The sequence below is a fragment of the Thermococcus sp. genome (assembly GCF_027012695.1).
Classification (GTDB): Archaea; Methanobacteriota_B; Thermococci; order Thermococcales; family Thermococcaceae; genus Thermococcus.
The window spans coordinates 1-12,880 of sequence record NZ_JALUYR010000031.1; the positions used below are offsets into that span (position 1 = coordinate 1).

Here is a 12,880-nt window from a genome sequence, read left to right on the forward strand (position 1 = left end):
AGGGATTCGGTTTCCTCCACCCGTTTGAGGTTGAACTCGAGCAGTTCCTCCGCTTCATCCCCTTCAACCGGCTTCCCGTGAGAGGGTATCAGTAGATAGCCCTTCTCTGCATAATTCTGTAATTCTTTAATTGAGGCTTTGTACAATTCTGGATCAACGAGGTAAGGCACTCCAACGGACTGGATGACCCTCTCGCCGAAGAAGGAGTCTCCGGCGTAGATTAACCCGTTCCCATCGTCGAGGAAGCCGGTCATCCCGGGGGAGTGGCCGTTGAGCCTTATCGCCTTTGTTCCGAAGAGCTCATCGCCCCATTCGAAGACGGCGTGAACCTTCACCTCCTCCAGAAACTGAAATGCTAAGAACCCCTCCGGTGCCTTCGAGCCGAAGGTTAAAATCTCCCTGTTGAGAGGGCTTTCCGCTATCGAGAACTCGAAGCGATGCAGGAAGAGCGGCGCGCTTATCTTTGGGGCGACGGCAATGTGGTCTGCGTGCCCGTGGGTTGCCAGCTGGGCCTTGATCTCAAGTCCGAGCTTTCTGACTTCCCTCCTAAGGTCCTTGTGCCTGCTCTTTCCGTGGCCGGGGTCGATTAGGGCCGCTCCCCCATCAAAAACCCTGATGAGCGTCGACGGGCTTCCGGGGTACAGAAAAGCCGAATCACCGAGCTTCCTCAGCCCCATGAAACCACCGTGGAGAATTGGGGTTCATCCATAAAAGTGCACCGGTGAAAGGTAAGGAAAGAGAAGGGAATCAGACGTGCCTCGGGTAGAGGGTCTTCTTGCCCTCCTCCTTGGCCCTCCTGACGGCCTTCTCTATGAGAACCTTAACCTCGGCCTCGAGGGCGTCGTAGAACCCGGGGTTTATCCTCATCTCGGGGTCTATGGACTTGACGACCTCCTTAACTTTGGACTTAACTATCAGCTCAGCCATTTCCAAACACCTCCTTCAGGGACCGCTCGGGGCAGTCGCCAGTAGTTTTATTCCCTCCTGGTTTATAACCTTTCCTGTACTCCCGCGCTGGGCAGGGAGTCTTTTCGTCTCCAGCGTCTGGGGAAATCCCATCGTTGGTCCGGGATCATCCCATCACCAGCTCTCTCACATCAAAGAGCTCTTTTTCTGGCCGGATCTTAACGTAAAAGGCCCGTCCGTTGAGAACCGGCTCCCATCCGGCATCGTGGTAGAGCTCAAGAGTGGAAGAGCCCACAGCGAAGATGCCCTCTTTCCTCAGGACAAGCTGTCTGGCGTAGTCCCAGTTCTTTGGATCCATCAGGTAAAGGGGCTTCGAGTAAGCGGTTACGAAGGCGGAAGCTCCTCCCAGCGAGAGAAAAAGGGTCCCCGTGTTGAGACTCGTCCTGGTTGCCGACATCGCGGCGGAGTAGTGCTTTAGAACCTCCTCCGGCTCGGGGGATTCCAGATGCCTGCACAGGTAGGATCCGAGGGCGTAGCTGTCCGAGATGCCCTCGAGGTCCTTCTCCTCGAATCCGGCCATCTCGATTATCTTTTTCCTGTCGAGGTCACCGTTGTGGTAGAGCCAGAAAGAGAAGCCCCGTCTCGTGGAAAAGGCAAAGGGCTGGACGTTGAGGAGGCTCTTGTCACCCTGAGACGCCGCCCTCGAGTGGGCCATGAGGACGACGAAGCCTTTGAGCCGCTCCTTCAGGGCCTCGACGGCATCCCCGTCCTCGAACACGGCTCTGATCGAACGATAGTGCCTGATATCGCCATCCCGAAGAAGAACGTAGCCCCAGCCGTCCCCGTGGTATGGCTTCTTTCCCCTCGCGGCTTTGTAGGGATCGTTCTCGGAAGCCCTCACGAAGGCATCAACGAGGGGAACCATCTCCTCTCCCCTTCCAACTGCAAAGAGAACCCTGCACATTTTCCCCACCCGATTGTTCTGGGTCAGGCTCCCCAAAAGCTTTTAGGTTGATGGGAAGACAACCCGGCGGGGAGTTTGAATGGAAGACCTCCTGGTGGCGGTAAAGAGGGTCAGGGAGAGGATACGGTCCCACAGGAAGCTCTACGAGAAGAACGAGGAGGCTGTAAAGCAGCATCTCATCGGGGAAATCTTCCAGGCCCTCGGCTGGGACTGGAACAACCCGGAGGAGGTCCGTCCGGAAGAGAGAACCGAAGATGGGAGAGCTGACTATGCGCTCATTCTGAACGGTTTGGTCTTCGCGTACGTTGAAGCGAAGAACCTTGGCGTTAACATCCTCAAGAGGGACGAACCCCTCCGCCAGCTCGCCCGCTACTGCTTCAACTCCGGCGTTAGGTACGGCATCCTCACGAACGGTGCCGTGTGGATAGCTATAAAGGCCTTCGAGGAGGGCTCCTCCCTGAGGGACAGGGTTCTCTTTAAAGTCAACATCGAGAATGAACCCATGGAAAAATCGGTTCTCAGACTGTCGTTCCTCTCCAAGGAAAACATAACCGAACTCGAAAGGCTCTCTTCCCTGCTGAAGGCCCTCGAGCTGAGCTTCTCAGGACTTAAGAGGGAGGGTTACTCCGAGGACATGCTCATCTCCTACCTGACATCAGGGGATGGTTCGAGCACGGTTCCCGTAGGGGAACTGAGAGGGGATGAAACTCCAAAGGCTGCCTACGTCTACGATGGCGGCTGGAAGCTCCTCCCGCTACCAGAGAAGAGCCTGAAGGGCGTCCTTCTCGCGGTTCTCCTCTACCTTGAGGGACGATCGAAGGGTTACGGGAGGGACGAGATAAGAAAGGCATACGAGCACGTGAGGAGAATTTCTTTAAGCCCTGAGCAGACCCTTGAAGTCCTTAAAAAGCTGGAGGAAGAAGAAAAGCTGAGGATTTCGGTGGAGCTTTAGACTACCTTCCACAGCTCGTCGCTCTCCGGTCTTTCAAGCGGTTTTTCGATCCCGTTCTCAACGATCACTCTTCTCCCGGGATCATCAACGAACTCACCTATTATGGAGGCGTTTATTCCCCTCTCCGCGAGCGCCCTCAGGATTTCGTCCGCGTTCTCAGGAGGAGCGGCTATGAGGAGCGCCCCGGAGCTTATCAGCGCGAGCGGGTTGAGGTTGAAGAACTCGCATATCTTCAGCGTCTCCTCCCTTACAGGTATCCCCTCCCGGCGGACGACGAAGCCGAGATCGGCCGAATCCGCCATCTCGTGGAGGCCGTTCGCTATTCCTCCCTCAGTGGGGTCGTGCATCGCGTGGACGCCGACTTCGTTGGCCGTTAAAGCGTCCTCGACGACGCTTATCATCTCGATGAAGGACTTCGCCCTCTCAACGAACTCCCTTCCAAAGGCCCTCTCGAGCTGCTCGCTCATCTCGCTCGCTATTATCGAGGTTCCCTCCAGGCCGGCCCACTTGGTGAGAATTATCGCATCCCCGGGCTTTGCTCCGTTAGATGTGACGAGCTTTTCCCTCTCCACCTCGCCGAGCATCGTTCCAACCACTATGGGCCTTTTTAATCCGGGAGTAACCTCAGTGTGGCCGCCGACGATGGCCACTCCAAGCCTTGAAGCGCTGGCGTGGAGGTCGTCCATTATTCTCTCAAGCGTTCTCTCGTCCGAGTTCTCTGGAAGGAGTACGCTCACGAGGAACCACTTCGGTTTCGCGCCGAAGGTTGCAACGTCATTGGCGTTGACGTTGATCGCGTAGAAGCCTATTCTCTCCTCCGCCCCGGTTATCGGATCCGTTGAGGCCACCAAAACCCTCTCGCCGAAGTCTATGGCAGAAGCGTCTATTCCAACGTCGGCCCCGATTAAGACCCTCTCCCCTGGGGCACCGAGGCGGTTGAACACTATCTCCCTGAGCTTCTCAGGCGGGATCTTGCCCGGGGGCAGCATGGCTATCACCGGCCAGATCGGGGGCCCATCCTTTATATCGTTTCCGCAGGGAACGTTTCCAAGAAAGGGAAAAGATACAGAAAAAGGCTCACGGCATCATTCCACATCGCCTGTGGGCGGGAAAGACAACGTGCTCCCTGAACCGGATCCGGTCTTTGAAGTAGAGTTTGACCAGCTCCATCCTTATCTTCTGCATGAGGTAGTGGGCTACGTCGTAGTCTCCCTTTTCAACGGCCTGCCTCAGGGCCTCGACGAGTTCCCTCAGCTCAGTGACGTTAATTCCCGCGCTTTCCATCAGCTGGAGCTGGATCTCAACGCGGTTGAGAAAGACCCGGTACCTCATAGCCGGGTCGAAGCGCACCTTCATCCTCCACTCCCTCGAGGCGATCTTGATAACGAACTCGGCGTGAGACTTGGAGGCCATCGCCAGGCCGTAGGCCCTCCCGTAGTTGCCCTTTTCGTAGGCCCTGACCGAGGCGTTCAGTTCCCTCTCGGCGAGGAGGAGCATCCTCCCTGCTGTTCTCTCCAACTGCGGCGGAAGGGTGACGTTCGCCAGGAGTTCCTTCGCCAGACGGATCCGCTCCCGGCTCATGTTTATTACCCCCAAGGCGGTCTCTGCGGTGACGTTGACCTTCACCTCGGTTACGCTGGCGTTACAGCCCCCTCCGGCGCGGAACTTTCCGAGGATCCCCTCCGTCAGGGGGCTGATCACGACGACCACCTTCCAGGGTTTTATCCCTAACCTCCGGAGGACCCTGGACGGTTCGCCGGTTCCGTTGGTGTAGACCACGACGCCGTGAACACCGGCGGCCCGTCTGATGGCCACCCTTATCGCGGCCGTATCGTTGCCCGGGGCCACGAAGACTTCATCCTCGAACCTCAACCCGAGCGTCGCCGTCGCGTTACCGATGACCGCGAGGTTGGTGCCGTACCTGTTGGGGCCCCACCAGCGCTCAACGGTTGTGTTGAGGTCCATCAGATCCGTCTCGTACTGCTCGAGAACCGCGTCCGGACCCCCTATTATCACCACCCTGTCTGGAGCGTGAGCCATCACGAGGGCCGTAACGTCGGGACTGTAAACCCCCCAGGGCGTGGTGACAACAACTGCCCCCGTTAGGTTGGCAAGGTATTCGGCGAGCGCGCTATCTGCCTCGTTGTCGCTTACCAGTATCACGGTAACGCTGCCCCCGGCCGCTGAAACTCCACTGAACGCCAGTCCCGTGGTAACGAGCATCAACCCGAAGAGCAACGCCGCAACTTTTTTCCATGACATGGGTTTCCACCTCGTTTTTTCATCAGAAAGAACCTCTATTTAAGGCTTTTTCACGAAACCGTGTTGTTAAATTTGCCCGCGTTTATGGAAAAGCCGTGTTCCACGTTTTTGCACTCTCGACAGTTAAAGGCCGTTAGCCAGCGTTTATCCAGGTTTACAGCCGGGGGAGAAGCCGTCTTTTGACAGATGCCGGGAAAATTGAGATGAAAATGGGAAAAACCGTCAGGCCGTCGCATAGTAGTACTCACCGACCTCCTTCTGCTCCCTGTCCTTAACACTTCCTTCCTTGTTGGCCCTTGGCCTTCCGGTGTCGGGGTCTCTGCGGAAGGTTATGCCGACGCTGGCCAAGAACCTGTTCATCCCCTCGCGCATGCCCATCGGTGGCAACGCCCTTCCGTACCTGCCGGGCTCGCCCTCGAAGACCATTATCCTGTCGCTGATGTAATCTATCATGAGGACGTCGTGCTCGACGACCAGGGCCGTTTTCTCCTCCTTCTCCATGAGGTGCCTTATGGCCCTCGAAACGGCCAGGCGCTGCTCGACGTCGAGGTAGGCTGAGGGCTCATCGAGGAGGTACAGGTCAGCGTCCCTTATAAGGGCGGCCGCTATGGCAACCCTCTGCAGCTCACCGCCGGAGAGCTCGTTAACCTGCTTGTCGTAGAGTTCCGGAATGCCGAGCGGGTTGAGGAGTTCGGTTTTGTAGAAGCTGTTCATGAGTTTCGCCGCGTCTATCCTGCTCAGGAGCTCGTAAACGGTCCCCTCGTAGTCGGCCTTGATGTACTGGGGCTTGTAGGAAACCTTCAGCTCCCAGTCTATCTCGCCCTCCGTCGGCTTCTCAACCCCCGCGAGCATCTTGACGAAGGTGGTCTTACCGATTCCGTTGGGCCCGACTATGCTAACCACCTCTCCCATGTAGAGAATTCCCGGTTCAACCTCGAGTCTAAAGCCCCCGTAATCCTTGACAAGGCGCGGGTACTCGACGAGTATCTCGCTGGCCTGGGACTGCCTCTCGCTCGATTTGGTGAACCTTATTTCGTAGGGCCTGAATCGGACGTTCTCATCGCGGAGGTAACCGCGCAGGAACTCGTTTATTCCGTTTCTGGTTGACTTTGGCTGGGAGAATATACCGTAGACGCCGGGCTTGCCGTAGACGACGTGAATGATGTCGCTGAGGTAGTCGAGGACAGCTAAATCGTGCTCAACCGTTAAGACGGCCTTTCCCGAATCCGCCAGTCCGCGGATTATCCTCGCGACCTTCAGGCGCTGCCTTATGTCGAGGTAGCTCGAGGGCTCGTCGAAGAAGTAAAAGTGGGCGTTTCTGAGTATGGCGGCCGCTATCGCAACACGCTGAAGTTCACCGCCGGAGAGATGCCTTATGTCCCTGTCGAGGACGTTTTCCAGTTCGAGCTCCTTTACGACCTCGTCGAACTTTCCCGTCTCGTCGGCCTTCTTGAGGAGGTCTCTCACTTTACCCCTCACCGCCTTCGGAATCAGATCAACGTACTGCGGCTTGACTACCGGGCGTATTTCCCCCTTCTTCAGCCTCTCGAAGTAGTTCTGGAGCTCGTTGCCGCGGAAGGCCTTTATCACGTTGTCCCAGGAATCGTTATCGGAGCAGAGGTTGGGAACTATCTGCCCGGAGAGTATCTTGACGGCGGTGGTCTTACCCGTTCCGTTCGGCCCGAGGATTCCGACGACCATTCCGTCCTTGACGACCGGGAGGCGGTAGAGGACGAAGGCGTTTATCCCGTAACGGTGGACGCAGTCCTCATCCAGCTGCTCCGGAAGGTTGACTATCGTTATTGCGTTGAAGGGACACTTATGCACACAGATTCCGCAACCGGTACAGCTCGCCTCCTGGATGATTGGCCTGTAGTTCTCCTCGTCGATGATTATTGCCTCGCCCCCCATTCGATTAACCGGACAGACTCGCTCGCAGAGGAAGTGCCCGCACTTGTCCGGGTTGCACTTGTCGTAATCGATGACCGCTATCCTGCTCATCCTCACCACCGGGTTAGGCTGAGGGCGAGTGTTTTAAAGGGTTGCGGGCACTTCCATTCCGGTGAAACGATGAAGGGGGATTCCCTGCGAACGGTGGTGGCGGTTTCCCTGATGCTCGTTCCGTCACTCGTGTTCCTCCTCGTGCAGCCGGGGAAGAGCGGTCCATTTGGGGACTACAACGAACGCGCCCTGCCCTTCCTCCTGGCAACCCTGGAGATCCTCTGGGTCGCCCTCGTCCTGATTGACTCTGAAGAATCAAAGGGAACAGAGCGACCGGGCATAAGGGTATTCATCGAGAGCTACGTCATATCGAGTATCCTCGGTCAGGTCCGGACCATCATGGGTGCCCTCTTCTTTCTGCTGGTTGCGGCCATACTGACGGCCTGGTTTCCGGACGGCGTCGAGAACAACTCGTGGGTCATGACCCTCGCTTCGATAGTATACTTTGTGGACGTTGTGCTGCTGTTCTACTGGTACATGAACCCGGCTGACGGGGAAACAACGCGGGGGAACGATTCTCCTGAATCTGGCACGGACGCTCCAAAGCCGACCAAATACCTTGTGGGGGCATTGAGCCTGATCAACTGGAGTCCGGGGGTATTGAGCAAAAAACCCTGCGATGAGCTGATAACCAACTCCGAGAGGGATTACATAAACATAGTGCCCCTCTTCGTTGCAACGGCCCACCACTCCACTCCCGATAAAACAGGAAAGCCGAAACTATCAAAGCTGTTCCTTCTGGTCTCGAACAGGAACATGGAGTATCCCCACAGGGAACCGTCTCCACGGGCCAGGAGTCAATGGGAAGTGGAGGAGCCCTTCGTTGATGAGAAACTGAAGGAGGCAAGGAAAGACGGCAGACTGAAAGATGGTAATGGACACTCCCTGAGCCCCTTCAAAAAGAAGATGACCCTTGCCTTCCTGAAGCTCTCGGAGTGCCTGGGAAGAAAGCTCAGGATTCGATGGCACGATGGGACGGTGAGCGAGGTTGGGGATGGTACCGCCGATTCCCTCCTCGATGTGGAGATGATTCCCGCGGGCAACTTCGAGGAAGTCGACAAAGTACGGAAGGTCCTCCTCAACAGCCTGGAGGATATTATAGAGGAGGAGAGCAACGAGCTCACCTTCGACATAACCGGGGGCACCGCCACCGTCAGCTCCGCGATGACCCTCGTTGCCCTGAAGGGAGACTGTCACGCAGAGCACCTCAGGCAGGACGTCTATGGAAAACCCCCGGAAGAGCTCCTGAAACGGATCGAACTCAACATCCTGAGCCTCGAAGACCTCCTCGACGACCTGATAAAGAAGCTCGACAGATCCTGGAGGAAGAAGACCGGCAACAATTAGAAATTCGGCCAACGCCAAACCCGATCCTCACACTGGAAAGGAACGCTGGGACAAAAAGCACGCCCTTCCAGGAGATGGTGAGTTCCTCAAGTCTCATCTCTTTTTTCGAGAGGGCATAGAACCAGCCGCCATAACCACTCCGAGGGCGAGAGCGAGTGTTCTGGCGTTGGAGAAGTTCTCCACGCGGTCGGGAGGAGGTATATCGAGAGGACCATCGCCGTGATGTTCAGGCCCCGGAACCGGAGGAAATGGTCTATCGAGCTAATTCCCCCGTAGTGGAGCCGGAGAGGAAGACAAAACCACCGAACCCGGCCATAACGGTTGCGGGGAGGCCGAGAAAAATGATAACCGCTGAGAGGGTCCCGTGACCGGCATCCTCAAGGTAAAGGGCAGGAATGCCGAAGAGGGCCAGAGTCACCATCGCGGAGACGAGGCCGGCCACTACACCCATGACGCCACCGGCCAGGTTTAAGTTCCTCACCCCCTCAAGCCCCATGAGGTAGGGATGACGAACATCCCTATGCCAGCCCCGAGAATCGCCAGGACCGGGTTGGTGACGCCGTGAAAGTGCGTGTAGAATAGCCACTCCGGGAGTTTATTCGAGCCGATGGGGTGCTGGAGGATCGGGAAGAGGGGAGCCCCAACGATGAACATCGCCGGGCCGACCGGGTAGCCTGAGATACTCTCCGTGGTCTTCTGGTAGATGGTGAAGCCAGTGAAGAACTGGAGCGCGAGGGCAACCTCGGAAAGCTTTTGGTGGATGGTGTCATGAGAACCCATCTCACTACTGTCGGAGCCTCCCGGAGGCGGTCTTCAACCCCTCCGGTACCTGGCAGAGGCTCATAACTGGCCCCCGACAAGGTTTTAGTGGTGAACGAGGAGATCGGGAGCAGCTTGGGAATGTCAAGAAGAAGCCCCTGTGAAAACGATAGGGGCCAGAGGCAGGCCGGTTTACATGGGCTTTGACCAGGTGCTGATGCTGGAAGTCCTCCCACGGTTTCTCACAGAGGATTGGCTGGGGGAGAGGTGAAACATAACCGTTGACTTCGGCCACTCCGATGAAGTTCCCTCGAGATAGGGAGAATAGCGGACAGTAAGCTGCCCCACAACCGGGAACTTCTACGCTTTAGAGACCGTCCTCGGCGAGGTCCGGGTCGGAAGGTACAAGCCGCCCGGTGTGTGGAGGGGGCAAGATCTCCGCAACTGGATCAACGAGCTGGTTCACCCGGGGGACATTAAGTACGGGAGGATCTTCAAGGTCCTAAGGTGGTTTCTCCAGCCGGGTAGTGGTGTGTATCTTCTTCCCACTGCCTTTTTTCCCCATTCAGGAAGTGAGCCAGTGTCTTTGGGCTTGAAAAGACAATATTGAGCTTTTCTCCGCTGTTCAAGGCCGGAATTCGTCCGGCTTTCAAACCCGTGCATTGAAAGAGAAGCCGGAGTAGGGTGTTTTTAGAGCTCTGGGCAAACCTCCGGGGGATAGGTGGGGCGATTTTCTCCCTGAACGCTGAAAATCTTAAAATCGGCCCGGAAAACGGTTTTCGCTTTTTTACGTTACATAAAGGTAAATCCATGTACGTTTTTGTAAATAAAGGTTAGTTCCGGCCCAGATTGGAGAGAAAAACAGAGATAAGTCTTTTCTGGCTCAGAAAAGCAGGGCGGAAAGGTTTTTTAACGATGGACAGAGGAGTGTTCTTAGGGGTTCTCCGGACTAAAAGCGCCGTTTCCGGGAAGATCGGAGGGATAAACTCGAAGGAATTCCGGGGGTTGGGATATCAGGGTTTTTAAGATCCAGTTCCGAGAAAACAGCCGCCTCTTCCACCGGTTATCAGATGAAGAAGCCACGAAACACTCCAGATTGTCACTTTCCAACGGGTGTTAGTTTTAGAGGAGTGTTCTAACGGCCGGTTTTTTGGGGCCACCCGAAGGCGAAAGGCTTATATGGGGGTTCCTCCTCTTTTTGTTTGCCCAGCGGGGCGAAAAAGTGAACCGTTTCAGAACCAGCTTAGAGCTTTGGAAAACTCGAGTTTTCCAGTAACAAGCCTCCTCAGGTAGCTTTTCACCACAACTTCCGCAAGTTTCAGAACTGGCATAGCGCTTTGGAAACACGCTGGTCTTAGGGGCGAAAACTCTACCGACATATCCTATAGTTTAGAACTGGCAGGTGTGTTTGGCAATTTAAACCCGGATATCCGTACTATTCTTCTCAAGTTGCAGAGAGCCACTTGGCGTTTTAGAACCAGTTCGGGGCTTTTACATCCATTCCCATCACCGGGGCGGACATTACTCCATCCCTTCGATGCGGGAAAGCACTTTTTCCGGACGTTTTAGACCTGAAGGGGTTCTGAAGCCAGCCCCACTCCCGGGGAGCGTCCATCTGCTTTCATCGAGGCTCACTATAATTCCCTGCAAAACATTTTTATACCAGAATGACGTTACAATCCCACGATGTTCGCTTCACACCATACCCCTATGGAATCAGGGGACGCCTGTTCTATGCCCGGGAGGTGTGTTAATGTATGAGGCCACTTTTGATCTCGAGGCCATAACGCCGGTCTTCATGCGGGGTGCCGACCAAAGACAGGTCGAGTTCCGCTCGGCAAGCGTTAAAGGGGTTATGCGCTGGTGGTTTAGAGCACTTGCTGGAGCTTACCTCGGAAACGACATCGAGAAACTGAGGGAAGTTGAGGGGAGGATTTTTGGGTCTGCCGGGAGTAATGGAAGTAGGAAAAGCCGCGTAACGGTTTTTGTGAAAGCCCTCAATGAGCCGGGTCCTCTGATTGACGTTGAGAGTATTAGAATTAAAAAAGTTATATCCAACAAAAAAGGAAGCCGGCTTAAAGTAACGTTCAGTTTTCCGTATAATAAAGCCGGCTACCTCTTCTTCTCAGTCAGGATGGAACTTGAAAAATTCTTAAAGAATGAACTTGGTGCTGTTCTCGAAAAGCATGGGATAAGGAATAAATTTGAGGATAAAAGACAACTTGATCAGATACTCCAAATGAAGGGAGTTAACTTAGGAAAGCTGACCTCCGAACTGAAGGAGAGAGTCCGGGGAAGAATTCCTACCCACTATCCGCCGGGCTCCAGATTTCAGGTCACAATAAGTTCCTCTGATAGAGAGGCGTTCGTGTTGGCATCCACTTCACTGTGGCTGGCCGTGACTTATGGTGGGTTTGGGTTCAGGGCGAGGAGGGGAGCTGGGAGTTTAAGGGTGGTTGGTATCACCTGGGACGTTCCCTCAGGGGACAGGGGGCTAAAGCAGTTCTTGGAAACTCTGAAGAACGCAACTCTCCACGACCTTGAGAGAATTTTGGAAAACAAAACCCTCAACGATGCCGTCAATAAAGAATCTGGGAAGGCTAACTATGGGCCATCTCCTCAGGTGTCTTCCTTTCCAACCCTGTCCAAAATGATAGTTTTAATCTCCGAGAGATCCTACAGGAACCATTCAGATGCCCTCAGAGCCCTTCAGGAGGCTTACGCAGGCCACTATGACCGCTCGAGGAGGATGTACGAGGGTGGAGTAAGGTTTGAATTTGCAGACCGTAGGTTTTCCCACGATGCCATTAAGCGTCTCAGAGGGGGAGAAACAAACACCGAGTACAGGTACTACTTCGGGACACCAGTGATATACGCTAACTGGGAAACTGAAGTAAGGGGAATCGGCAGGGAAAATAGCCGGGAGAAAGAGTTCTCACGCAGAGCCTCATCGGTGATTCTTACGGTCAAAAAGATTGGAGAAAGTTATTATCCAGTGGTCGTTATCCTTCCCTACCAGTACCTCCCAATGCACAGAGGCAAGTTTCTGGCTGAGTCTAAAAGGAATAATGAAGGGACCATCATTAAAGTTCTCACTTCTCAAAGAACCCCCTTCACCAACGAGGATTTTGTGGACTGGATTACATCAGACGTCCTCACTGCGTTTAGGTTTAGAGGTTTTAGGAGGGTTTATCCATGATACCTCAAACCTATGCCCAGGCCCTTCTCGAAGTTGCCCCATCAAAGATACTCAGCTCTCTCTCGAGTGGGGGAAAACCCCTTCCCTCCGAATGGAGGCACCTCTCAAGCTACTCCCTCGAAGGAAAACCCGCGAAGTTCGTTCTCAAGCATCCGATAAGCGCTGAGGAGAAGGAGCTCGAAAACCTCAATGAGTTCTGGTTCCAGGCGGGCGATGAGGAGAAGAAGAGGTTCATCGAAGCCCTGGAGGAAGCCGAGAAAAGGATATCCGCGGAGATCGAAAACACCACTTCTACCGATGATCCCCTCACGAACTTTGCCAGACTCTGGAACGATCTTCCCGGAAAGCTCGAGACTGAGTACAAAGAAGAGCTCAAGCGTTTCTTTGACGACGGGATGGCATCTCAACTCGCCAAGGAACTCGTCCACTTCCCGGCAGACCCGATGGTTCCGGACCATGACTGGCTGAGCAGGCTCGACGTTTACGCCTC

General features: G+C 55.0%; 12 protein-coding genes. 4 read left to right on the forward strand and 8 right to left on the reverse strand.

Going from position 1 to position 12,880, the window contains the following annotated elements; all coding sequences use genetic code 11:
• The 3 genes from MV985_RS01660 to MV985_RS01670 form a co-directional block, all read right to left on the reverse strand.
• The coding region (locus MV985_RS01660; protein ID WP_297459451.1) for an MBL fold metallo-hydrolase at window positions 1-677 on the reverse strand (677 nt) is incomplete at its 3' end.
• A gap of 70 nt (window positions 678-747) precedes the next feature.
• Window positions 748-927, reverse strand: a complete 180-nt coding sequence (locus MV985_RS01665; RefSeq protein WP_297459459.1) for a hypothetical protein — start codon at window positions 925-927, stop codon at window positions 748-750.
• 145 nt (window positions 928-1,072) lie between these two features.
• Window positions 1,073-1,870, reverse strand: coding sequence for a class II glutamine amidotransferase (locus tag MV985_RS01670; RefSeq protein ID WP_297459519.1), 798 nt, complete (start codon window positions 1,868-1,870; stop codon window positions 1,073-1,075).
• A 79-nt stretch (window positions 1,871-1,949) separates the two neighbouring features.
• Here MV985_RS01670 and MV985_RS01675 point away from each other — a divergent pair, with 79 nt between their 5' ends.
• On the forward strand, window positions 1,950-2,822 hold the full coding sequence (locus MV985_RS01675; RefSeq protein ID WP_297459467.1) for a type I restriction endonuclease: 873 nt from the start codon (window positions 1,950-1,952) through the stop codon (window positions 2,820-2,822).
• Here the strand turns inward: MV985_RS01675 and MV985_RS01680 are convergent.
• From MV985_RS01680 to MV985_RS01690, 3 genes are all read right to left on the reverse strand, one after another.
• Window positions 2,819-3,811 carry an AIR synthase family protein gene (locus MV985_RS01680; protein ID WP_297459527.1) on the reverse strand — a complete coding sequence of 331 codons (993 nt, stop codon included), beginning with the start codon at window positions 3,809-3,811 and terminating at the stop codon, window positions 2,819-2,821. The genes MV985_RS01675 and MV985_RS01680 overlap by 4 nt on opposite strands.
• An 88-nt stretch (window positions 3,812-3,899) precedes the next feature.
• Window positions 3,900-5,084 carry a hypothetical protein gene (locus tag MV985_RS01685; protein WP_297459476.1) on the reverse strand — a complete coding sequence of 395 codons (1,185 nt, stop codon included), beginning with the start codon at window positions 5,082-5,084 and terminating at the stop codon, window positions 3,900-3,902.
• Window positions 5,085-5,306: 222 nt separating this feature from the next.
• Window positions 5,307-7,085, reverse strand: a complete 1,779-nt coding sequence (locus MV985_RS01690; protein ID WP_297459536.1) for a ribosome biogenesis/translation initiation ATPase RLI — start codon at window positions 7,083-7,085, stop codon at window positions 5,307-5,309.
• 69 nt (window positions 7,086-7,154) lie between these two features.
• Here MV985_RS01690 and MV985_RS01695 point away from each other — a divergent pair, with 69 nt between their 5' ends.
• A complete protein-coding gene (locus MV985_RS01695) occupies window positions 7,155-8,432 on the forward strand; it encodes a hypothetical protein (RefSeq protein ID WP_297459484.1) in 1,278 nt (425 codons plus the stop codon).
• 253 nt (window positions 8,433-8,685) lie between these two features.
• Here the strand turns inward: MV985_RS01695 and MV985_RS01700 are convergent, their stop codons facing one another.
• Both MV985_RS01700 and MV985_RS01705 read right to left on the reverse strand, forming a co-directional pair.
• Window positions 8,686-8,913, reverse strand: coding sequence for a hypothetical protein (locus MV985_RS01700; RefSeq protein WP_297459490.1), 228 nt, complete (start codon window positions 8,911-8,913; stop codon window positions 8,686-8,688).
• Complete coding sequence (locus MV985_RS01705) at window positions 8,910-9,212, reverse strand: hypothetical protein (RefSeq protein ID WP_297459498.1); 303 nt, start codon at window positions 9,210-9,212, stop codon at window positions 8,910-8,912. Before MV985_RS01705 ends, MV985_RS01700 begins: the two co-directional genes overlap by 4 nt.
• Window positions 9,213-10,944: 1,732 nt before the next feature.
• On the opposite strand from MV985_RS01705, the gene cmr1 reads away from it, so the two are divergent.
• Together cmr1 and MV985_RS01715 are read left to right on the forward strand one after the other, a co-directional pair.
• Window positions 10,945-12,390 carry a type III-B CRISPR module RAMP protein Cmr1 gene (gene cmr1 / locus MV985_RS01710; protein ID WP_297459505.1) on the forward strand — a complete coding sequence of 482 codons (1,446 nt, stop codon included), beginning with the start codon at window positions 10,945-10,947 and terminating at the stop codon, window positions 12,388-12,390.
• Window positions 12,387-12,880 (forward strand): hypothetical protein (locus MV985_RS01715; RefSeq protein WP_297459514.1); only part of this gene is annotated, 494 nt, incomplete at its 3' end. The genes cmr1 and MV985_RS01715, both read left to right, overlap by 4 nt.

Coding starts and splice junctions, on each gene's coding strand:
- MV985_RS01665 (WP_297459459.1), bottom strand. CDS start 927: ATGGCTGAGCTGATAGTTAAGTCCAAAGTTAAGGAGGTCGTCAAGTCC.
- MV985_RS01670 (WP_297459519.1), bottom strand. CDS start 1,870: ATGTGCAGGGTTCTCTTTGCAGTTGGAAGGGGAGAGGAGATGGTTCCC.
- MV985_RS01675 (WP_297459467.1), top strand. CDS start 1,950: ATGGAAGACCTCCTGGTGGCGGTAAAGAGGGTCAGGGAGAGGATACGG.
- MV985_RS01680 (WP_297459527.1), bottom strand. CDS start 3,811: ATGCTGCCCCCGGGCAAGATCCCGCCTGAGAAGCTCAGGGAGATAGTG.
- MV985_RS01685 (WP_297459476.1), bottom strand. CDS start 5,084: ATGTCATGGAAAAAAGTTGCGGCGTTGCTCTTCGGGTTGATGCTCGTT.
- MV985_RS01690 (WP_297459536.1), bottom strand. CDS start 7,085: ATGAGCAGGATAGCGGTCATCGATTACGACAAGTGCAACCCGGACAAG.
- MV985_RS01695 (WP_297459484.1), top strand. CDS start 7,155: ATGAAGGGGGATTCCCTGCGAACGGTGGTGGCGGTTTCCCTGATGCTC.
- MV985_RS01705 (WP_297459498.1), bottom strand. CDS start 9,212: ATGGGTTCTCATGACACCATCCACCAAAAGCTTTCCGAGGTTGCCCTC.
- cmr1 (WP_297459505.1), top strand. CDS start 10,945: ATGTATGAGGCCACTTTTGATCTCGAGGCCATAACGCCGGTCTTCATG.